Source organism: Janibacter sp. CFPM2_SD2 (assembly GCF_057364645.1).
Map to the genome: position 1 here is coordinate 14,306 of NZ_JBNFOF010000002.1, position 20,708 is coordinate 35,013.

21 protein-coding genes and 3 pseudogenes are annotated in these 20,708 nt (G+C 71.0%); 8 read left to right on the forward strand and 16 right to left on the reverse strand.

Annotated features, from left to right (window positions below; genetic code table 11):
• Positions 1–6: 6 nt before the first annotated feature.
• Positions 7–444, forward strand: a complete 438-nt coding sequence (locus AC2W7J_RS00310; protein WP_485980860.1) for a VOC family protein — start codon at positions 7–9, stop codon at positions 442–444.
• A 14-nt stretch (positions 445–458) separates the two neighbouring features.
• On the opposite strand, the gene AC2W7J_RS00315 is transcribed toward AC2W7J_RS00310, so the two are convergent.
• From AC2W7J_RS00315 to AC2W7J_RS00335, 5 genes are all read right to left on the reverse strand, one after another.
• On the reverse strand, positions 459–815 hold the full coding sequence (locus AC2W7J_RS00315; protein ID WP_255185415.1) for a DUF488 domain-containing protein: 357 nt from the start codon (positions 813–815) through the stop codon (positions 459–461).
• Entirely contained in the window at positions 812–1,843 is a 1,032-nt protein-coding gene (locus tag AC2W7J_RS00320; RefSeq protein WP_421007143.1) for a tellurite resistance/C4-dicarboxylate transporter family protein, read from the reverse strand. Before AC2W7J_RS00320 ends, AC2W7J_RS00315 begins: the two co-directional genes overlap by 4 nt.
• Positions 1,844–2,005: 162 nt before the next feature.
• On the reverse strand, positions 2,006–2,557 hold the full coding sequence (locus AC2W7J_RS00325) for a hypothetical protein (protein ID WP_485980862.1): 552 nt from the start codon (positions 2,555–2,557) through the stop codon (positions 2,006–2,008).
• A 112-nt stretch (positions 2,558–2,669) separates the two neighbouring features.
• Entirely contained in the window at positions 2,670–3,374 is a 705-nt protein-coding gene (locus AC2W7J_RS00330; protein WP_485980863.1) for a hypothetical protein, read from the reverse strand.
• The gene (locus AC2W7J_RS00335; RefSeq protein ID WP_485980865.1) at positions 3,371–4,210 is read right to left on the reverse strand and encodes a hypothetical protein; all 840 of its coding nucleotides are present in this window, start codon (positions 4,208–4,210) and stop codon (positions 3,371–3,373) included. The genes AC2W7J_RS00330 and AC2W7J_RS00335 overlap by 4 nt, the downstream gene beginning before the upstream one ends.
• A gap of 87 nt (positions 4,211–4,297) precedes the next feature.
• On the opposite strand from AC2W7J_RS00335, the gene AC2W7J_RS00340 reads away from it, so the two are divergent.
• The gene (locus AC2W7J_RS00340; RefSeq protein ID WP_485980867.1) at positions 4,298–4,900 is read left to right on the forward strand and encodes a histone deacetylase; all 603 of its coding nucleotides are present in this window, start codon (positions 4,298–4,300) and stop codon (positions 4,898–4,900) included.
• Between the two features lie 151 nt (positions 4,901–5,051).
• On the opposite strand, the gene AC2W7J_RS00345 is transcribed toward AC2W7J_RS00340, so the two are convergent.
• From AC2W7J_RS00345 to AC2W7J_RS00355, 3 genes are all read right to left on the reverse strand, one after another.
• A complete protein-coding gene (locus AC2W7J_RS00345) occupies positions 5,052–6,317 on the reverse strand; it encodes a DUF4209 domain-containing protein (protein ID WP_485980868.1) in 1,266 nt (421 codons plus the stop codon).
• Positions 6,314–6,871, reverse strand: coding sequence for a DUF7380 domain-containing protein (locus AC2W7J_RS00350; protein ID WP_485980870.1), 558 nt, complete (start codon positions 6,869–6,871; stop codon positions 6,314–6,316). The genes AC2W7J_RS00345 and AC2W7J_RS00350 overlap by 4 nt, the downstream gene beginning before the upstream one ends.
• Before the next feature lie 121 nt (positions 6,872–6,992).
• The gene (locus AC2W7J_RS00355; protein ID WP_485980872.1) at positions 6,993–8,039 is read right to left on the reverse strand and encodes a DUF4238 domain-containing protein; all 1,047 of its coding nucleotides are present in this window, start codon (positions 8,037–8,039) and stop codon (positions 6,993–6,995) included.
• A 174-nt stretch (positions 8,040–8,213) separates the two neighbouring features.
• Between AC2W7J_RS00355 and AC2W7J_RS00360 the strand changes: the two genes are divergently transcribed.
• Positions 8,214–8,420 carry a hypothetical protein gene (locus tag AC2W7J_RS00360; RefSeq protein WP_485980874.1) on the forward strand — a complete coding sequence of 69 codons (207 nt, stop codon included), beginning with the start codon at positions 8,214–8,216 and terminating at the stop codon, positions 8,418–8,420.
• Positions 8,421–8,614: 194 nt separating this feature from the next.
• Here the strand turns inward: AC2W7J_RS00360 and ychF are convergent, their stop codons facing one another.
• From ychF to AC2W7J_RS00380, 4 genes and pseudogenes are all read right to left on the reverse strand, one after another.
• Positions 8,615–9,700 (reverse strand): redox-regulated ATPase YchF, encoded by a 1,086-nt coding sequence (gene ychF, locus AC2W7J_RS00365; protein WP_485980876.1) that lies wholly within the window; start codon positions 9,698–9,700, stop codon positions 8,615–8,617.
• Complete coding sequence (locus tag AC2W7J_RS00370; RefSeq protein ID WP_485980878.1) at positions 9,634–10,011, reverse strand: hypothetical protein; 378 nt, start codon at positions 10,009–10,011, stop codon at positions 9,634–9,636. The genes ychF and AC2W7J_RS00370 overlap by 67 nt, the downstream gene beginning before the upstream one ends.
• 64 nt (positions 10,012–10,075) lie before the next feature.
• The gene (locus AC2W7J_RS00375; RefSeq protein WP_485980880.1) at positions 10,076–10,561 is read right to left on the reverse strand and encodes an NUDIX domain-containing protein; all 486 of its coding nucleotides are present in this window, start codon (positions 10,559–10,561) and stop codon (positions 10,076–10,078) included.
• A gap of 25 nt (positions 10,562–10,586) precedes the next feature.
• Positions 10,587–11,101 (reverse strand): annotated as a pseudogene (locus AC2W7J_RS00380) (DinB family protein).
• 673 nt (positions 11,102–11,774) lie between these two features.
• Here AC2W7J_RS00380 and AC2W7J_RS00385 point away from each other — a divergent pair.
• The 4 genes from AC2W7J_RS00385 to AC2W7J_RS00400 all read left to right on the forward strand — a co-directional run bounded on the left by AC2W7J_RS00385 (position 11,775) and on the right by AC2W7J_RS00400 (position 15,131).
• Positions 11,775–12,398: a hypothetical protein gene (locus AC2W7J_RS00385; RefSeq protein ID WP_485980881.1), complete on the forward strand. Its 624-nt coding sequence runs from the start codon at positions 11,775–11,777 to the stop codon at positions 12,396–12,398.
• A complete protein-coding gene (locus AC2W7J_RS00390; protein ID WP_485980883.1) occupies positions 12,338–13,192 on the forward strand; it encodes an HNH endonuclease signature motif containing protein in 855 nt (284 codons plus the stop codon). Before AC2W7J_RS00385 ends, AC2W7J_RS00390 begins: the two co-directional genes overlap by 61 nt.
• A gap of 37 nt (positions 13,193–13,229) precedes the next feature.
• Entirely contained in the window at positions 13,230–14,501 is a 1,272-nt protein-coding gene (locus AC2W7J_RS00395) for a DNA recombination protein RmuC (RefSeq protein WP_255185406.1), read from the forward strand.
• Between the two features lie 129 nt (positions 14,502–14,630).
• On the forward strand, positions 14,631–15,131 hold the full coding sequence (locus AC2W7J_RS00400) for a mycothiol transferase (protein ID WP_485980884.1): 501 nt from the start codon (positions 14,631–14,633) through the stop codon (positions 15,129–15,131).
• A 7-nt stretch (positions 15,132–15,138) separates the two neighbouring features.
• Here AC2W7J_RS00400 and hutI read toward each other — a convergent pair whose 3' ends face one another.
• The 4 genes and pseudogenes from hutI to hutH all read right to left on the reverse strand — a co-directional run bounded on the left by hutI (position 15,139) and on the right by hutH (position 20,495).
• The gene (gene hutI / locus AC2W7J_RS00405; RefSeq protein ID WP_485980886.1) at positions 15,139–16,299 is read right to left on the reverse strand and encodes an imidazolonepropionase; all 1,161 of its coding nucleotides are present in this window, start codon (positions 16,297–16,299) and stop codon (positions 15,139–15,141) included.
• A 2-nt stretch (positions 16,300–16,301) separates the two neighbouring features.
• Entirely contained in the window at positions 16,302–17,231 is a 930-nt protein-coding gene (gene hutG / locus AC2W7J_RS00410) for a formimidoylglutamase (RefSeq protein WP_485980888.1), read from the reverse strand.
• Between the two features lie 2 nt (positions 17,232–17,233).
• Positions 17,234–18,928, reverse strand: coding sequence for a urocanate hydratase (hutU, locus tag AC2W7J_RS00415; protein ID WP_427802260.1), 1,695 nt, complete (start codon positions 18,926–18,928; stop codon positions 17,234–17,236).
• A gap of 11 nt (positions 18,929–18,939) precedes the next feature.
• A pseudogene (gene hutH / locus AC2W7J_RS00420) lies at positions 18,940–20,495 on the reverse strand (histidine ammonia-lyase).
• A 79-nt stretch (positions 20,496–20,574) separates the two neighbouring features.
• On the opposite strand from hutH, the pseudogene AC2W7J_RS00425 reads away from it, so the two are divergent.
• Positions 20,575–20,676, forward strand: a pseudogene (locus tag AC2W7J_RS00425) (IclR family transcriptional regulator); the annotation flags it as partial.
• Positions 20,677–20,708 lie beyond the last annotated feature (32 nt).

Genomic DNA, 20,708 nt, shown 5'->3' on the forward strand with positions numbered 1-20,708 from the left:
GGGGTGATGGGCCTGAGGATGGACAACGTCGGCATCGTCGTGGAGGACCTCGCCGCGACCGTGGACTTCTTCCGCGAGCTCGGTCTCGAGCTCGAGGGCGAAGGGGAGGTCGCCGGCGAGTGGGCCGGTCGCGTCACCGGGCTGGGTGACCAGCGCGTCGGGATCGCGATGATGCGCACCCCCGACGGTCACGGGCGGCTCGAGCTGTCGCGCTTCGTCGAGCCGGCGGTCGTCGCCGACCACCGCACCGCGCCGGTCAACGCCCTCGGCTACCTGCGGGTGATGTTTGCCGTCGATGACCTCGACGAGACCCTGGATCGCTTGCGGGACAAGGGAGTCGAGATGGTGAGCACCGAGGTGGTGCGCTACGAGGACGCCTACCGGCTCTGCTACGTCCGCGGACCCGAGGGGCTCCTGCTGGGGCTGGCGGAGGAGCTGCGCTGAGCAGCTGACGCGAGTCAGCGCGTCAGCAGGTCCTGCAGGACGATCGCCTGGTTGTGCTCGTGGTCGGCAGCTCCGAAGAGCAGGGTGACCCGGCCGTGGTCGGCGACGATGTCCTGCAGCTGCTGCCAGGCCTGCGAGCCGTCGAGCTCACGCTCGTAGCGCTGCGCGAACTCCTCGAAACGCTCCGGGTCGTGGCCGAACCACCTGCGCAGCTCGGTGGAGGGCCCGACCTCCTTGAGCCACTCGTCGAGGGCGGCGGCCTCCTTGCTCACCCCGCGCGGCCACAGCCGGTCGACGAGGACCCGGTAGCCGTCTCCAGGCGCCGCCTCGTCCCGGACCGAGCGGACGTGGACCTGCGCTGTGGTGCTCACGCCCCGACCGTACTCCCGCGTGGGCGTACCCAGCTCAGAGCCATCGTGCCTGCCGTGTAGAGCCACGCGACGACGGCGACCCACAGCCAGCTGGCACCGATCTGCTCGACGAGCGGCAGCTCGTCGGCGCGACCGAGGTACATGCCCGCGACCGCGTACATGCCGAGGGGAAAGACGATGCTCCACCACGTCGACTCGTAGCGCAGCGGGATGCGGTGGATGACGTGGCGCCATACGCCGACGGCGAAGAGCACGGGGATCAGCCAGGTCGCCCATGCCCAGCAGAGCACGACGAGGCCGGCGATGAGCCCGCCCGTCGCGTCGACGATCGGCGTCGAGTCCATCTCGACGATCTTGGCCCCGGCGACGATCGAGATCGCCACGGCACCCATCGAGACCCAGTAGGGCGGGCTGAGCTCGTGCACGTCGAGGGGGTAGAGCGTCAGGCGCAGGGCGACGAGGACCGCGCACGCGGCGTACAGGACGATCCCGACCGACCACGCGCAGACGGCGAGAACGGCGAGCTCGGACTGCCCGCGGCCGACGAGCGGCTCGAGTCCGGCCGCGGTCGTCGCGACCGACTGGCTGGCGACGACCCAGATGAACCACGTGCCGTTGGCCTCGGCGAGCGCCGGCCGCTCTCGGCGGGAGAGCACGGCGGCCCACGGGACGGCATAGCTGAGCAGCAGCCCGACCGGGGCCGCGACCGCCAGCAGCACGGCGCTCACGGTGTGGTCGAGGTCGAGCAGGCGCACCGCGACGACCCCTGTGCCGGCGATGATCGTGTAGAAGCCGAAGGCCTTGCGTGGGTCGCGCAGGTCAGTGATCACCCGGCCGCGGTAGGCGACCAGTCGCGCAGCGAGCGCGACCAGCAGCACGATCCACGCGCCGCCGGCGATGACGAGCAGGACGAGCGAAGGGAGGTGCAGCCCCTGCTGGTCGAGCCCGATCGACACGATGCCCGTCGCCATGACGAAGGCGAAGGCTCCCGGTGGCAGGTCCGCGACCGCGGATCGGATCCTCTGCACGGGTCAGCCGACGACGTCGTGGGGATGGAGCTGGACGTCATGGAGCAGGCAGCGGCACCCGGCAAGGTCGTGCCCGGTGGGTGGCGGTGCGGCGTCCATGTCGCCATGGTGCCACCGGGTCCAGGGTCAGCGGGTGGAGAGGGCTGAGCGCCCGCCCATGCCTCACCCGAAGTCGTCGCCCCGCAACCACACCTCGACGCCGTGGGCCTCGGCGATCGCCACGATCTGCGGCGCAGCGGCGGCGAAGGACCCGGGTGACAGCGGGAGCGTGAGGTCGCGGTGGCCGCGTCTGCCGTCGACGAGCACCAGCTCGACGGCTCGGTGACCGTCGCGCATCCCCAGGCCCGTGCCCGCCGTGCGGTCGAGGCCGGTCTTGACCGACTGCCGCAGACGGAACTCGGGGTCGAGCTCTGCCACGGCAGAGGTGCGCCGCGCACCCGGCCCCCGGGCGGTGAGATCGATCCTCGAGATCTCGCCCCAGTCGATGTGCGGCTGGCCTGCGCTCACCATGCCGTCGACGACGGTGGCCCCGTCGACGCCGGTCTCGTCGACGAGGAGCAGCGGCTCCTCCTGCCGGGAGTCCCGCCGGATCGTCATGAAGACCTCGGCCGCGCTCACGAGGGTCGCGAGGGCGAGCAGGACGAAGAAGGCCCCGAAGCCGCAGCCGATGATCCGGCCGCCGAGATCCAGCTGCTGGAAGGAGGCGATGATCATCCACCCGCCGAGGCGCCCAGAGCGACCATGAGCAGAGCGGCGACGCCGAAGCCGACGACCTGCCGGCCGGCGCGGCCGGGGTCGTAGCGCAGCGCCAGTGCCGGCGGATGCGTCATGGCTGAGCCCACGGCACGAGGTCCGACCGGCCCAGCCACGAGCCGTGCTCGGACAGCGGCCGGAAGCGGTAGGTCGCGAACTCGTGGTGGAAGTCGCGCCGCTCCCGCTCGCGCATCGCCGCGGAGTGCCGATCCGGCTCGGGCACCTCGGACCGGCCGTGGACCATCTCGACCATCTCGCGCACGCTGCGCCAGATCGAAAAGGTCGAGACCGTCCGCGGTGGGCGCAGTGCCGCCCCAGCGAGCGTCACCCCCGGGTGGTCGCGGACCAGGCGCTCGACCGGCCGCCCGTGGTGCAGGAAGCGCGGGAGCTCGGGGATCTTCATCCGGGCGAGGGTGACGGCGACGACGGGCTCGTCCTGACGCATCGTGCCGGTGCGGGCCGGCAACCCGTCGAAGGCCGCGATCGTCGACCAGCGCCGCACGAACTCCAGCCGCACGTGCCAGCCGGTGTCGAGCCGCTGCCCCAGCGGGTCGCGCTCGAGGAACTGGGCGAGGGCCTCCTCGTCGCGCCACTGGGCGAAGGCCGCCAGCCGGGTCAGCTGGAGCCGCTCCGGCGAGACGACGGACGCCCCGAGCCGCATGAGGGAGAGGCTCTCGAGGCGGTCGAGACCGGGCACGGTCGCCGGGGTGGGCGGCCGGACGAGTGCCGCCGCGCCGGCCCGGACGGGCACCTGCGCGAGGTGGAAGCTGTGGATCATGCGGCGGGCTCCAGCTTGTAATGCAGGCGAAGGGCGGGACGGTCCCACATGCGCAGCACGTGATCGGTGCGCAGCACCCCCTGCGGGTCGAGGTACATGTGGAAGGTCTCCCGCAGCGGCACCTTCGCCGCGTGGCTGCGTCGCCCCCGGACGACGACGTAGGCACCGTCCTCGCCGAAGCGGCCGCCGAGGGACTCGAGGAGGAAGCCACCGTCGTCGAGGACCGTGGGGCGCAGGAAGACCTGGAGGTTGCCCGACTCGAGGGGGAAGGTCACGTGGACGCTCGAGCGGTCGGCCCCGGGGAGGGTCCGGGTCGAGTAGGCACCGCTGAAGACGGTGCGGCCGGTGGCGCGCAGGGCGCGGGTCCATGCGGCGGCCACCTGCTCGCCCTGCCCGTCGAGGATCGGGGTCACGACGCTGTCCATGCCGTGGGCGACGTCGAGCGGGCGCATCGGCAGGGCCAGCTGCTCGACCCGCCTCCCCCACAGCCGGGCGACCAGCTCCCCGCCCGGCCAGAAGAGCGGGGACCAGGACGACCAGACCTCCATCTGCCACGAGGCGGTGTGCTCGTAGAAGTCGCGCACCGCCGGGTGCAGCCGGGTCGCGTCGAAGCCGGGGCCGTCGAGGAGTGACATCGACGGCAGCAGACCGGCACTCGGGTCCGCCTCGGCCACCGAGCCGCCGTGGCGCTCGGCCTCGGCTGCCAGCCAGTCGGAGGCCACCCGAGGTGAGCCGCTCACGGGGCCGTCGAGCCAGCTCTCGGCGCCGCCGAGGTCGACGGATCTACCGGTGAGCGTCCAGAACTTCCGGGATCCGATGTCCAGCAGGTGCGGCACGGGCTCGATTGTGCCGCAGACCGCGTGGCGGACGGACCGAACGGGGCCCCTGTGCCCGTCCGACGGACGCGGACGACAATGGGAGGGATGCTCCCTTCGCACCTCTGGTACGTCAGCTACGGCTCCAACATGTCCCGCCGCCGTCTCGGCTGCTACATCGCCGGCGGCACGCCGCCCGGGTCGATGAGGACCTATGCCGGGGCGCGCGACCGGACCATGCCGACGGCCGATCACGCGGTGACCCTGCCGGGGAGCCTGTACTTCGCCGGCGAGTCGCGGACCTGGGGTGGCGGGGTCGCCTTCTACGACCACGACTCCCCCGGCGAGACCGCCGGCCGCGCCTACCTGCTGACGATCGGGCAGTTCGTCGACGTCGCCAACCAGGAGATGCACCGGCCGGCCGACCCGGACGACCCGCTCGAGGAGGTGCTGCTCACCGGGCTGCCCGGCGAGCGCCACCAGGCTGGGCCCGGCCACTACGAGACGCTCGTGCGGGTCGGCGAGCACGAAGGGCTGCCGATGCTCACCTTCACCGCGCCCCACGGCATGCACGCGGTCCCGCACACCGCTCCCCGACCGGCCTACCTCGCGATGCTCGCCGAGGGACTGCGCGAGGCGCACGATTGGGACGAGGAGCGGATCGAGGGGTACTTCGCGGCGCGTGCGCTGCGCGATCAGCCGATCGTGTAGCCCATGCCACGGCTGCTCTGAGCGAGGGCCGGAAACCGGCTACACGTTGAAGCGGAACTCCACCACATTCAGGCACCTAGAGACATCTGGGTCACGAGACACCTGCGGCCGACGGAACGAGGTCGCCGTCAGTGCCCTTCGCCATCGGGTCTCAGCAAGACTCTGCTGACTGGGTCCGAGCGCGGCTAATCATCTCGATGACCGGCCACGTCACCAGCCGCAGACAGAACCACCACATGTAGAGCGCCGAGTAGCTCCACGCCGAGTTGTCATCGAGAAGGCCGTGCGCGACATCGTTGCGTAGGTTCGGACCACCTTGGACGACCAGCATTGCCTTCATTTCCATGACCATCCCTGCGCCGAAGACGTCCTGAGTCTCGGTCATGTCGAGAAGCGCGTTCAAGCTCTTCTCACTCTCCACGCCGTGCTCATCGACGAACAACGTGTACACGTCGTGCCGCCTCAACATGACCCGCACGACCTGCTCCAACTGCGGGACCAGGACAGAGACCGCAGCGCCGTAGTTTCCGCCCAAGCCGAGCGCCAGCCCGTCACCCCACAACGTCTCGTGCCCCTCGGGCACTGTCGGCGACTCCACGCACAGCGACACCATGTACTGCCGACTGAACCGGTGCTCAGTAGTCAGGGCCTCTTGCGCAGGCTGGATGATGCCCTTTCCGAGCAATTGGGAATGAAAGAACACCGTGCGGACCATCTCGGCCCACACCTCGCCCTCGTCGGCCTGGCCCGAAGACCCGGGCCTCGATGCGATCTTCCGGAAGTCAGAGGAGAACGTAGAGGATCCAAACATGTGGCTGATGGTGCCCTCCAGCATCTTCGCGGCGGTCTCGCGCGTACTGGCTTCATCTAGCGGCGGTGCGAGCGTCGCGAATGCGGCGAGCGCGTCGAACTTGTCCGCGTGGCCCGTGACTTGCGACCGCGCGTAGGACACGGCTTCAGTCAGATCAACCGGGTCCGACTGGATACGTATCATCTGCTCGATCGACGACTCCCGGCTCTCACGCAGCCGAGTGCGGAGGTCGTCGATGAGTTCGTCGAGTCCGTTCTCGAGCCGGTAGGAGCGCGGGATGGTTCGGAGGACTGCGATGGCCTTCTCCAGGAAATGGCCCTCGACCAGCGCGCCCGCCTTCGGGTCCGTCAGAATGCGGGAATCAGCTTCTGCGATGTAGGTCCGCGCAACGCGCTCGGTCGCAGAGTTCGCCGCCGCCGCGTCCGAACCACCAAGCCATGCGAGCGCCTCACGCTCGAGATGGCGTGACAGGCGCGGGGTTACCGACGACGCCCGTGCCGCGAGCGCGAACAGCGCTTCGCGCACCTCAGCGCGCCCGGCAGCGTCGACACGACCGTGCTGGCGCAAGGTTTCCGCGAACCCCACTGTTTTGAAGTTGTCCGTCACCTGGCCGGCCAGACCTGAGCCTTCAGCGCGTCCGACATTTCCTGCACCCGGGCCCTGCCGGCCGCGCCGCGCCGCGATGCAAGCGCGAGGGCCCGAACCCACGCGTCCTTCCCCACGCTGAACCACACATCGTCCGTCAGCGGCGCGGCCCGGTAGGCGTCGATGGCTCGGTCCAACATCGCGATGTCCGACCGGTCCCCGTAGACCCAGACGACATCAGCGACCCGTGCCCGCAGATCATCACGTTCGACGAGAGGAGCGATACGTGCCAGTAATGCCACCTGGTCGGCATCGAAGTCCGCCGGTACCACAGTCCGCTTGCCACTGATCTGCATCGCGGGTGTGAACGGCTCCAGCCAGTCCTCCGCGTTCAGCATCGCTGACGACACCATCGCCAACACCCGCAGCACTTGTGCGTGAAGCCCCGTGACGGCCGGATCGGCCGCCGCCCGCTCGAAATGCGATGACAACAACTCTGGCGGTTCATAGCGGTCGTCAAGCGACGCCGCCGCCAGCACGCCCTCCCACCACATCGGGTCGATCGCGTCGCTCACCGAATCTCCCATGCTCATACGACACACTTCCTCTACCGGAACATCATCGCCGCCGACGACGCTAGCCCGAGCCGTATGAGATCGTCATGTCTTGGTGCTCCGCGCTTCCCCTCGTGTCCCGTCAGCCCTCACCTCCGTTGGGCGCGAACAGCGGCTCACCGTCGAAGTCCATGTCGACTAGTGCTCCGATCGGTTTGATGTTGATCAGGTCCGGCTCGGGCAGATTGACAGGGACATACCGCTCGTCCTCGGGGTGGTGAAAAACGTACTCCCTAGCCGACTCCGCGGTGTGCTGATTGAACAGTTTCTCCATTGCTGTCGTCCCGGCCTGGATTCGGTCTATCCGTCCGGCGAGCACCATCTCGCGGAGCTGTTGGACACGCGGATCGTCCGCTCCGGAGCCCTCCAACATCGCCATGGGATCGCTCATGAGGAGCCCCAACTTGCGCGTGAGCGGGAACGTGACGCCCCATGCCGTCGCGAAGCCGACTCCCTCCCACGGCTCGTCGTCCGGTCGGCGCACCAGACCGACCGGAGCATCCGATGTGATGAGGGAGCGTCGGTCGAAGCGAACGAGTGCCCAGGGGCGGGTCGCAAGATAGGGCGTCAGTTCGATCGCGGTCTCGACTGCGTTCTGGATGTGAGCCAGGTTGGAGAATCCGATCGGCGGCCCACCGGGCTGGGTGGCCTCGTTCCAGATTCGATCCTCTTGCTCCGGCGTCGGGTCGAACCTGAGATTGTCACGGATCCACGCACCGACATTCTTGCGACCACCGGCACCCACCTCCAGCCGCACCATGGTCGCGCGGAGATGCTCGGTCGTCCTCCGAGTATCCGGCCCGCGCACGCTCTGCAACGCCGTGTAGTGGGCAAAGGCCCACCTGCTCTCCTCGGAGGGAGGAAACTCGCCATTGGCGAAGCCCTTGATGATGCCGAGGGCTTGGCCCTCGACCTCGCTCAGCGCCTTCTCGAACGCGTCCGGCTCATCGAACTCACCGACCGTGTGGAAGTGATTCTGCGCAGCTACGTTCTTCACGCTCGGCGTGTATGGCTGCCGGGAGCGGTCGAAGGGTACGACCCTGATGCGCTCTTGGCCCGTCGCGAAGCCTCGAAGGTACCCCTGCGGCACATAGTGATGCAGCTTCGCCGTGCTCTTCTTGCCAGTCATGTGCGCACCATCTCTGCGGTCGCATCTGAATCGCCCTCACCCATGCAGCTCCCCCTTCGTCGCGCATCTGCCCACCTCTTCGATTCAAACTGCCGACCCCTTCTTCATGGCGACAGTCTTCCGTACGGGACCGACAGTCTGACCGGCAAGGGGAAGGAACAGCTCTTAGCAGTCGTGTACAGCGGCGACAGATCCACCACCTACATCTGGCACATCAAGATGTCCTGCGGCCATACGACTACGACCTTTACAAGCGACGGACGCCCCTATCAGCCGAGCACGCATCGCTGCCCGGAGCGCCGCATCCGGCGCGCCGTCGTCATGGTCGCCCGCGACATGCCCGAAGTCGATGACGACATCACCGGCGGAGAACCACAATGAGTCAGCATCGCGGCGAATGACCGAGGAGGCCGGACGCGCTCGCAACCGCGTCCAACCGGGCTGCGCACGCCGATCGCGGATCCTCAGACGCGAGACTGGGACCCGAAGCAGATGTCAGACGGGCTCTGAGTCGCATTTCGCCAACTACGGAGCTCATACGGTTTTCTCAGGTCAGCAAGTACTTTTGGCGGTTTCTAGACATTAAACCTAAATTCCACCACGTCACCATCAGCCATGACGTAGTCCTTGCCCTCCATGCGGACCTTGCCGGCGGCCTTCGCCTCGGCCATCGAGCCGAGCGTGTCGAGGTCCTCGAAGGAGACGACCTCGGCCTTGATGAAGCCCCGCTCGAAGTCGGTGTGGATGACGCCGGCGGCCTTGGGCGCGGTGTCGCCCTTGTGGATCGTCCACGCGCGCGACTCCTTGGGGCCGGCGGTGAGGTAGGTCTGCAGGCCGAGGGTGTTGAATCCCTTGCGCGCCAGCTGGTCCAGGCCCGGCTCGTCGATGCCGACGCCCTCGAGCAGCTCGCGGGCGTCCTCGTCGTCGAGCTCGGCGACCTCGGACTCGAGCTTGGCGTTGAGGAAGATCGCCTCGGCCGGCTCGACGAGTGCCTGCCACTGGGCCTGCAGGTCGGTGTCGGTCAGCTGGTCCTCGTCGACGTTGAAGACGTAGAGGAAGGGCTTGGTCGTGAGCAGCCCGAGCTGGGCGGCGATGGTCATGTCGACCCCGGCGGCGGCCCCCTTCGCAAACAGGGTGTCGCCGGCCTCGAGGACCCCGCGGGCGGCGAGCGCCGTGTCGAGGACGTCCTTGTCGGTCTTCTTGCCCTTGACCTCCTTCTCGATCCGCGGGATCGCGGACTCGAGGGTCTGCAGGTCGGCGAGCACGAGCTCGGTGTTGATGGTCTCCATGTCGGAGGCGGGGTCGATCTTGCCGTCGACGTGCGTCACGTCGTCGTCGACGAAGGCGCGCACCACCTGGCAGATCGCGTCGGACTCACGGATGTTGGCGAGGAACTTGTTGCCCAGCCCCTCCCCTTCGCTCGCACCACGGACGATGCCGGCGATGTCGACGAAGGAGACGGTCGCGGGCAGGATCTTCTCGCTGCCGAAGATCTCGGCGAGCCGGCCCAGCCGCGCGTCCGGCAGCGGGACGACGCCGACATTGGGCTCGATGGTCGCGAAGGGGTAGTTCGCGGCGAGGACGTTGTTCTTGGTCAGTGCGTTGAACATCGTCGACTTGCCGACGTTGGGGAGACCGACGATTCCGATGGAGAGTGCCACGGGGACAGGAGTCTAACCGGGCGAAGGGGGCTCCCCGCCTCGTCCCGTCGGCCGGCGGCGACCCAGCGCCGCAGCACGGCCCGCAGGGCCCACCAGATCGCGACGAAGAGCACGAGCAGACCGAGCAGTCGCGGCCACGACCCGCCGGACGTCGCGATGACCGGCACGTAGACCAGAGCGCACACGATCGGCAGCGCCGCGAGCAGCAGGATGAAGTCCTTGGCCGTCTCGCGGCCCCACATCTGCCACAGGAGGGTCCGGTTCGTCGGCTGGCGGCGGGGCACCTTCAGGTCGTCGAGGGGGTCGCTCACGGGTCGGCCCGTTCCGTGGAGTTCTCGAGGTAGAGCGTCGTGTCGGTCGCGACTGCCTCGGCGATCATCGCAGCGGTATAGGGCGCGACCCGCTCGGCAACCGTCGCAGGGTGACCCAGTGCACGGCCTTGATCTCGCGGGCCTGCAGGGTCGCGTCGTCGAGCAAGGTGCTGGGCACGGCCCCGAGGTCGAAGAGGCACAGCAGCGCGTCGTCCCACCCGCGGTAGGGCGGCAGCCAGTTGACCGCGAGCATCCCGCGGACGGTGACGTCGAGGCCGAGCTCCTCGCGCACCTCGCGGACCACGCAGTGGGCCGGTGACTCCCCCGGGTCGACGATGCCACCGGGCAGGTCCCAGTCGCGCTTGTAGACGAGCTCGCAGAGGGCGATGCGTCCGTCCTCGTCGCGCAGCAGGCCCTGGGCGATGAGGCGCTTCTTGGGCAGGCGGGCGTTGAGGACCTTGATGAAGGCGAGCCGGCCGGCCTCCGTCGCGAGGTCCGGGCGGGTCGTCGCCGCCTTGACCTCTTCCTCGGTGGGCTCGTCGCTCGTCATGGCCACGAGGCTACAGAGGGCGCCGCTACTCCCCGAGCCGGCCGTCGATCCGCTCGCGCAGCAGGTCGGCGTGCCCGATGTGGCGGGCGTACTCCTCGATCATGTGGAGCACGAGTCCGCGCACGCTCCATGTCCACCCACCGTGGTCCTCGAAGGTGTCGTCCAGCGCGTGCCGCGCGATGATCTCGTCCGAGGCCAGGCACTCCGCCCGCCGCGTGGCGAAGGCGTCGTCGACGCACTCCTGCGTGCCCGCCGCGTCGTCCCACTCGCCGTCCATGTTGCCCGGGCGCGGTAGAGGGTGGCGACGTCCTCCCCTTCGACGCACTGGCGAAACCAGCCCCGCTCGACCCGCGCCATGTGCCGGACGAGACCGAGCAGCGAGATCGTCGACGGCTCGACCGAACGCGTGGCCAGCTGCTCGGGCGAGAGGTCCGCGCACTTGGCCGCGAGCGTCTCGCGCTGCCACCGCAGGTACTCGCCGAGCAGGTGCCGTTCGTCGCCGACCGGGTCGACGGGCGTCCGCGGGTCGTCGGCCATCATCTGCCGCCCGCTGGATCTCGCTCATGGAGCCACGCTCCTGCGTCGGCGGGCCGGCGTCAACAGGACGGGTGGGCTGTCGGTGCTCGGCGAGAGCATGGGTCATGGGTCGTCGACGATGACGAAGGGGATGACGTGACGGTCATGCAGGTGGACACGGTGGGGGCCGAGGCGGTCGGGGAGGTGCGGTCTCGGACGGGTCCGGGTGACGGGCCTGACGACGGGTCCGATGAGGTGCGTTCGGGGCCACTCGAAGACGGGCCCGGGCACGCATCGCGGGTCGCAGACCAGTGGCTCGACGGGGTGCTGGCGTCGGTGGGCGCGGCCCGTGACCGGGCGGTGCGCGATGCCGCACGGCTCGACGACGGGCAGCTGGAGCGGGCACTCGTCGCGACCGAGGCGGTGCGCCGGGCCGTGGACGGCCTCGAGCTCGTCCTCGTCGCCGAGGTCGGACGCCGGGGCGAGGAGCGCGGACCGGATGGGCAGTACCGCGAGGTGCGGTTGCCCGCGGGTGAGGTCGCCGAGATGGCTCCTGACGCGGTGGCCGTCGCCATCGGCACCGGTCCGACCGAGGCGGGCCGACGGTGCGCCGTCGCCTCCCGCGCCGCGACCGACCTGGCGGCCCCTGGCCGAGCTCGTCGCCGAGGGGCGCCTCGGACGCCGCGCCCTGGAGCAGGTGCACAAGCACACGCGCGACACGACCCCCGAGACGACGCAGGCGATCGTCAAGCACCTGCTCGGCGCTCGACGCGGGGCGCCCGGATCGATCCGGATCATCGACATGGAGCCGCACGAGGTCGCCAAGACCTGCCGGCGCCTCATCACGCGCCTCGAGCCCGAGCTCATGCAGGCGCGGGCCGATGCCAACCGCGCCAGCAGGCTCGACGTACGCACCGAGGCCGGCCCCGTCGGCACGACGTGGCTGACGGCCGTGCTGCCGAGCGAGATCGGCGCGGCGATCAAGGCGGCCGTCGACGCCGCCGGGCAGCGATGGCGGGCCGACGACCCGGAGATGCCGATCGGCACGGCCCGTGCGATGGGCCTGGCGGACCTCGTCCTGTGCGGCAGCGAGGTGACTGCCGAGGTGCGGCTCGGCGTGCCCGTCATCGCGTCGGCGGTCTCGCGGCTGACCTTCGCGCCGGTGGACGACCCGTCGTGCCCCATCTGCAGTGGCGAGGAGGACCCTGTGGCCGGCTCCTCGAGGAGGGCATCACCTATGACCGGGTCGATCACGAGCGTGTGCGCATCGTCAGCGGCGAGGGCGCCGACCAGGTCGACGTCCTCGCCGAGGAGTGGATGAGCGACGACGTGACGACGCAGGTGCGCGTCGGGTGCGGTTGCACGTGCACCACCGACGCGTGCCACCACGGCGAGGACAGCACGGGCGGGGGCGGCCATCCGTGCACGTGCCGCACGGGCGGTGGGCGATGGGTCTCCGGGACGACGATCCCGGGCGTCGGCTACGTGCCGCCGGACGTCGTCGCCGCGATCGTCCGGCGTCTCGACACCCGGGTGGGCCGGGCACTGATCGATGCCCGGACCGGCACGCTGCTCGAGACGTCGACGTCGGCCTACGCGATCCCCAAGGCGCAGCGCGAATTCGTCGCGACGCGTGATGGCGTCTGCCGGATGTGGGGCTGCGAGCGCCCGGTGCAGTCACGGCGGCTGGGGTGGGCGGCCGACGTCGACCACGCGACGCCGTGGCCGCACGGCGGCACGAGCCCGGCCAACCTGTCGGACCTGTGCCGGCACCACCACCGCGTCAAGCACTCCGCACGCTGGAGCCACCGGCTCCGAGAAGACGGGTCGACCGAGTGGATCACCCCCGGCGGCGTCGTCGCCCTCACCTTCCCGGTCCACGCCGTGGACGAAGGGGAGGAGAGTTCGTCCCCGCCGGTGGGGACGAGCGATCTGGACAACGCCTCGTCCCCGCCCACGGGGACCAACGAGGCGGACTCCCCTTCGTCCCCGCCCAGCGACGCGGACTCCCTTTTGTCCCCGCCCACGGGGACCCACGACCCGTACACCTCTTCGTCCCCGCTGGCGGGGACGAACGAAGCCGAGGAGGCCGCCGACAGCCCGCCGCCCTTCTGATCCGCGCGTTGTCGGAGGTCGCTGGTTGGCTGGACCCATGGACATCACGACCCTGATCACGGGACTGCTGGTGGGCCTCGTCGTCGGCGGGCTGCTCGCCTGGCTGGCCGTGCGGGCCGAGGTCGCCGGCCTGCGCGCCGAGCGCGACGGGCTGCGCGAGCAGCTCGAGGGACTGCGTGAGCGCCTCGACGAGCAGGCCCATGCTGCCGACGAGGACGACCGCACCGCGGCCGCGCTGGCGCCCCTCGGCGAGACGCTGCGCCGCGTCTCGGCCAAGGTCGAGCAGCTCGAGCGGGACCGGGTCTCGCAGTTCGCCTCGGTGCGCGAGGCCCTGGGCCGCGTGGAGGACACCACCACCCGGGTGGGTCGCGAGGCCTCCTCCCTGGCCTCGTCGCTGAGGGTGTCGTCCGTGCGTGGCGCCTGGGGCGAGGTCCAGCTGCGTCGGGTCCTCGAGGTGTCGGGCATGATCGCGCGCTGCGACTTCGACGAGCAGGCGCGTGGAGCGACCGCTGCCGAGCGCGAGGTCCGCCCCGACGTCGTCGTCCACCTGCCGGGAGGCAAGCACCTCGTCGTCGACGCCAAGGCACCGATGAGCCACTGGCTGCAGGCGCAAGCCGAGGAGATCGACCCGTCGGAGCACGACCGCCTGCTCGAGGCGCACGCCGCCTCCCTTCGCGCGCACGTGACGACCCTGTCGAGCAAGGCCTACTGGACCGCCTTCGAGCCGTCGCCGGAGATGGTCGTGTGCTTCGTCCCCTCTGACGCGACCCTCGCGGCCGCCCTGTCGCGCGCGCCGGGCCTGCACGAGGAGGCGATGGCCGAGCGGGTCGTGCTGGCCTCCCCCGGCACCCTGCTCGCGCTGCTGCGCACGGTCGCCTATGCCTGGCAGCAGGATGCCGTGACCCGCGACGCCCAGGAGCTGCTCACCGTCGGTCGCGAGCTCTACGCGCGGCTCGGCACGCTCGGCGAGCACGCGACGCGCATGGGCCGCTCGCTCCAGCGCAGCGTCGAGGACTACAACCGGCTCGTCGGCTCGCTCGAGTCGCGGGTGCTCGTCAGTGCCCGTCGCATGGGTGAGATCGGGCTGAGCAGCGACGAGATCGATGAGGTCCCCGCCGTGACGACGACACCGCGGCCGCTCACCGCCCCCGAGCTCCTCGACGTCGTCGCCGACCATCGGCCCGAGCTCGACCTCGACCTCGGTCTGCCGCACCCGCGCGAGCAGGCGGCAGACCCCCGAGAGCAGGTGGCGCGCTCCCGCGCGCAGGAGGAGGGTGGTCGCACGACATCCCGCGAGGAGGCCTCATGACCGACGCACCCGGCACGCCCGACGCCCCCCGGCACGCCCGACGCCCCCGGCACGCCTGGCGGGGGCGCACCCGGCACCGGCGCCCCGGCCTGGGAACCACCGCTCACCGGCACCGATGCGGAGCAGATCGTGGCCGCGCTCGACCGGCAGCGCGCGACCTTCCGATGGAAGGCCGATGGTCTCGACGCCGGCGGCCTCAGCCAGCGCATCGGCGCCTCCGAGCTGACCCTGGGTGGCCTGCTCAACCACCTCGCCTTCGTGGAGGACCTCTACTCCACGCTCCGGCTCGACGACTCGGCCCTCGACGAGCGCTGGGCCACGATGCGCAGCCAGGATGCGTGGGAGGCGCACTTCCACCCGACGGACTCGCCCGCCGAGCTCTACGCCCGCTACGACGCGACGGTCGCCCGCGCCCGTCAGCGCGTGGCCGACGCGATCGCCGCCGACGGCATCGACCAGCGGGTCACGACGGGCAGCGACGAGACCGGCTGGGCCAACCTGCGCCGCCTGCAGCTCGACCTGCTCGAGGAGTACGGCCGGCACACCGGCCAGGCCGACATGCTTCGCGAAGCCGTCGACGGACGCACCGGCGAGGACCCGTCGCCGGACTGGCGCCCGGCCTGGCTCTGAGGGGCCCTCAGACCTCCAACGCCCGCGCGATCGGCACACCGGCCCGGTAGCTCAGGTGCAGGTGGTTGGGCGCCTCCAGCACCGCGAGGTCAGCGCGCGCGCCGACCTCGACCCGACCGATGTCCTCGCGGTGCAGCGCGCGAGCACCACCGCGGGTCGCGGCGACGACGGCTTCGCTCGGCGTCAGTCCCATCTCGCGCACGGCGAGCGCGATGACGAAGGGCATCGAGCTCGAGTAGCAGGTGCCGGGGTTGCAGTCGCTCGCGAGCGCGATGGAGACCCCCGCGTCGAGGAGCGCCCGCGCGTCCGGCCACGGCGAGCGGGTCGAGAACTCCACGCCGGGCAGCAGCGTCGCCGTCGTCGTCCCTGCCGACTGCACGAGAGCGTCGACGTCGGCGTCCGACAGGTAGGTGCAGTGGTCGACGCTCGCGGCACCGAGCTCGCACGCGAGCTGCACCCCGGGCCCGTGGCCGAGCTGGTTGCCGTGGACCCGCAGCCCCAGCCCGGCGTCACGCCCGGCGACGAGCACCTCGCGGGACTCCTCCCCTGTGAAGGCGTGCGGCGAGTGCGGCTCGCAGAAGACGTCGACCCACCGGGCATGTGGCGCGCACGCCGCGAGCATCTCCCCCGTGACGAGCGAGACGTAGCCGGCACGGTCCTCGCGGGCCTTCGCGGGCACGACGTGCGCCCCGAGATAGGTCACCTCGTCGGTGACCTCGGCCGCCAGGCGCAGCGCCCGCTCCTCATCGGCGACGGTGAGCCCGTAGCCCGACTTCACCTCGACGGTCGTCGTGCCCTGGGCGCGCATCTCGGCGACGCGTGCGGCGAGGGCAGTGCGCAGCCAGTCATCGCTCGCCTCCCGGGTCGCGGCGACCGACACCCCGATGCCACCGCCGTCGTAGGCCTGCCCGGCCATCCGCGCGGCGAACTCCGCGGACCGGTCGCCCGCGAAGACGAGGTGCGCATGGCTGTCGACGAAACCCGGTGTGACACAACGCCCTTCGACGTCGATGACCTCGTCCGCCGCGGGCGCGGACGCAGCCGGTCCCACCCAGGCGATGCGTCCGGCGTCGACGACGAGAGCGTGGTCGATGCGGGCGCCGACGCCCCCTTCGCCCGTGCCGTCGCAGGTGACGAGCTCACCGATGTTGGTCACGAGGGTCGACATGCTCAGGCCTCCTGGTGGCGTGGGGTGCTCGCGTGGCGGGTGATGATCCGGTGGACCAGGCGCGCCGCGACCCGCGCGGTGCGCTGGTCGACGTCGAAGCGCGGGTTGAGCTCGGTGACGTCGAGGTGGACGAGCTTGCCGGAGGCGACGACCGCGTCGCACACAGCCTGGATGACGAAGGGGGAAACCCCCAGTGCCGCAGGCGCGCTCACACCGGGCGCCACGGCGGCCGGGAGTACGTCGAGGTCGATCGTCAGGTAGACCGCGTCGACCCCGGCGAGGAAGTACTCGACGAAGCGCACCGGCGCGCCGGGCTCCTGACTGTCGTCGTCGAGCAGCCAGCGCACGCCGAGCTCGTCGGCGGTGTCGAAGAGCGTGCCCGTGTTGCTCGTGCGCGAGATGCCGACGACGGCGTAGTCGAAGTCGACGCCCGCCTCGTGGCGGTCGGCCGCGATCTGCCGGAAGGGCGTGCCTGACGTCGGCCGCTCGGCCGCCCGCAGGTCGAAGTGGGCGTCGAGGTTGAGCACACCGAGCCGCGGGCGCGGCCCGAGCCCGAGGTGGCTGCCGTAGGCCGTCTCGTGGCCCCCACCGAGGACGACGGTCAGGTCGGCGCTCTCGCGGGCGGCGGCGATCACCTCGCCGAGGCGACGCTGCCCCCCTTCGAGATCACCGTCGGTGACCGCGACGTCCCCGTGGTCGACGACCGTGAGGTCCTCGTGGACCGCGAGCGAGGCAAGCGCCGCACGCAGCGCGCCGGGCCCCTCGGCGGCGCCGACCCGACCGTGGTTGCGCCGGACCCCCTCGTCGCTCGCGAAGCCGACGAGCGCGACGTCCGTCTGCCGGCCCCGCTCTGGCTCGCTCACGACATTCCAGAAGCGCCGGTGCTCGGGGCCGTCACCGTCACTGCGTCCGCTCCAGGCGAAGGGGGCCACGCTCAGGCCTCCTTCGCGTCCCGGACGACCGGCTCCATCGGCACGCGCACCCCGCGCTCGGCGGCGACCTCCGCGGCCCGCGAGTAGCCGGCGTCGACGTGCCGCAGCACGCCCATGCCGGGGTCGTTGGTGAGCAGTCGGTCGAGCTTCTGCGCGGCGAGGTCGGTGCCGTCGGCGACGCCGACCTGACCGGCGTGGATCGAGCGGCCGATGCCCACGCCACCGCCGTGGTGGATCGACACCCAGGTCGCGCCGGAGCTCGTCGCGGTCAGCGCGTTGAGCAGCGGCCAGTCGGCGATCGCGTCGGAGCCGTCGAGCATCGACTCGGTCTCGCGGTAGGGCGAGGCGACGGAGCCGGAGTCGAGGTGGTCGCGGCCGATGACGATCGGTGCCTTGACCTTGCCCTCGCGCACGAGCTCGTTGAAGAGCAGGCCCGCCTTGTGCCGCTCGCCGTAGCCGAGCCAGCAGATGCGCGCCGGCAGCCCCTCGAACTCGACGAGCTCGCCGGCCGCGTCGAGCCAGCGGTGCAGGTGCTCGTTCTCCGGGAAGAGTTCCTTGAGCGCGGCGTCGGTGACGGCGATGTCCTCGGGGTCACCCGACAGCGCCACCCAGCGGAAGGGCCCGAGCCCCTCGCAGAAGAGCGGCCGGATGTAGGCCGGGACGAAGCCGGGGAACTCGAAGGCCCGCGTGTAGCCGGCGTGCCTGGCCTCGTCGCGGATGCTGTTGCCGTAGTCGAAGACCTCGGCGCCCTCGTCCTGGAACTCGACCATCGCCTGGACCTGCGCGGCCATCGACTCGCGGGACTTCTTCGTGAAGCCCTCCGGGTCGGCCTCGGACTCGCGCTGCCACTCGTCGAGCGCGACCTCCGCGGGCAGGTAGCTCAGCGGGTCGTGCGCGCTCGTCTGGTCGGTGACGACGTCGACCTCGATCTCTCCGGCACGGTGGCGGCGCAGGATCTCGGGGAAGACCTCGGCGGCATTGCCGACGAGACCGACGGACAGGGCGCGGCGCTCCCCCTTCGCCTCCATGACCTTGGCCAGGGCGACCTCGAGATCGGTCTCGACCTCGTCGAGGTAGCGCTTCGACTGGCGCCGGCGCAGCCGCGTCTCGTCGACGTCGACGATGAGGCAGGCGCCGCCGTTGAGCGTGACGGCCAGCGGTTGCGCGCCGCCCATGCCGCCGCAGCCGCCGGTGAGGGTCAGGGTGCCGGCGAGCGTGCCTCCGAACCGCTTGCGCGCGACCGCGGCGAAGGTCTCGTAGGTGCCCTGGAGGATCCCCTGGGTGGCGATGTAGATCCACGACCCGGCGGTCATCTGGCCGTACATCATCAGGCCCTCGGCCTCGAGCTTGCGGAACTCCGGCCACGTGGCCCAGTCACCGACGAGATTGGAGTTGGCGAGGAGCACGCGCGGCGCCCACGGGTTGGTCCGCAGCACGCCGACCGGCTTGCCCGACTGCACGAGCAGGGTCTCGTCGTCGGCGAGGTCGGTGAGCGTCTCGACGATCGCGTCGAAGGCCTCCCACGACCGCGCGGCCCGGCCGGTGCCGCCGTAGACGACGAGGTCGTCGGGGCGCTCGGCGACCTCGGGGTCGAGGTTGTTCATCAGCATCCGCAGCGGCGCCTCGGTCTGCCAGCTGCGGGCGGTCAGGTCGGTGCCTCGGGGGGCACGCACGGGACGGGCTCCGTCCATGGTGATCACTTGCTCCTTCAGTTGAGCGGACCGGTGACCGACTGGGCGGCCGCGAGGACCGACCCGTCGACGACGGCGAGGTGGGCGGCGGTGAGGTCGGGCGAGGTGAAGCGGTCCGGGCCGGGCCCGGTCTGCCCGTGCTCGGCGAGGGCGTCGATGACGGCACCCGTCGCGGCGCGGGACGAAGGGGGGCGCGCAGCGCGATCCCCCGCGCGGCGGTGTGCAGCTCGATGGCGATGACCCGGGCGAGCGCGTCGACGCTGCGGCGCAGCTTGCGGGCGGCACCCCAGCCCATCGAGACGTGGTCCTCCTGCATGGCGCTGCTCGGGATCGAGTCGACGCTGGCGGGGGTGGCCAGGCGCTTCATCTCCGAGACCATCCCGGCGGCGGTGTACTGCGCGATCATCAGACCGGAGTCGGTGCCGGGGTCGTCAGCGAGGAAGGGCGGCAGCCCGTTGGACCGCTTGACGTCGAGGAAGCGGTCGGTACGCCGCTCGCTCATGCTCGCGACGTCGGCGGCGACGATCGCGAGGAAGTCGAGGACGTAGGCCACGGGCGCCCCGTGGAAGTTGCCGTTGGACTCCACGCGTCCGTCGAGGGTGACGACGGGGTTGTCGATGGCCGAGGCGAGCTCGTGGCCGGCGATGGTCGCGGCGTGCTCGACGGTGTCGCGGGCGCCACCGTGCACCTGCGGCGCGCAGCGAAGGGAGTAGGCGTCCTGGACCCGTGTGCAGGCGGCCGGGTCGCGGTGGCTGTCACGGATCGGGCTGTCGGCGAGCACCGCGCGCATGTTGGCGGCCGAGAGCGCCTGGCCGGGCTGGGGGCGCAGCGCCTGCAGGTCGGCGGCGAAAACGTCGTCGGTGCCGAGCAGGCCCTCGACGCTCATCGCGGTGGCGATGTCGGCGGTGGCGAGCAGTCGGCGCAGGTCGTGGACGGCGAGGCACAGCATGCCGAGCATGCCGTCGGTGCCGTTGATGAGGGCCAGGCCCTCCTTCTCGTGGAGCTCGACGGGCGTCAGGCCGGCGTCGGCGAGCGCGCCTGCGGCGTCGACCTCGTCGCCGCCGTCGACGCGCACGCGGCCCTCTCCCATGAGCGTGAGCGCGCAGTGGCTGAGCGGCGAGAGGTCGCCGGAGCAGCCGAGCGAGCCGTACTCGTGGACGACCGGCGTGATCCGCTGCTGCAGCAGGGCGAGGTAGAGGCGCAGCGTCTCCTCGCGGATGCCGGTGCGGCCGGTCGCGAGCGTCTGCACACGCAGCAGCATGAGCGCGCGCACGACCTCCTCCTCGACCTCGGCGCCCGCGCCGGCGGCGTGGCTGCGCACGAGCGAGCGCTGCAGCTGGGCGCGCTTCTCATGGGGGATGTGGGTCGTGGCGAGCGCGCCGAACCCGGTCGAGACGCCGTAGTGGGCGACGGTGTCCTCCGCGAGGCCCTCGATGACGGTGCGCGCGGCCCGCACCCGCTCCCAGGCGCCGACACTGATCTCGACGGGGGCGTGGTGGCGGGCGACGGCGACGACCTCGTCGATGGTGAGGGGCCGGTCGCCGAGGACGACGGTGGTGGTGTCGGTGCTCATGGGTCCATGCAACCCCCCTTCGCCCCGGCTCGTGAGGCCCGCGCAGGCGATAGTGTCTCGGATACAAGACAGGAGCCCCATGCCCAATGCCACCTCCGCCGGTCACGCCCTGCGCGCGCTGACCCACCTCGCGAGCCGGGCCGAGCCGATCCCCGCTGCGCACCTCGCGCGAGCCCTCGACCTGCCGCGCAGCAGCACCTACCACCTGCTCGC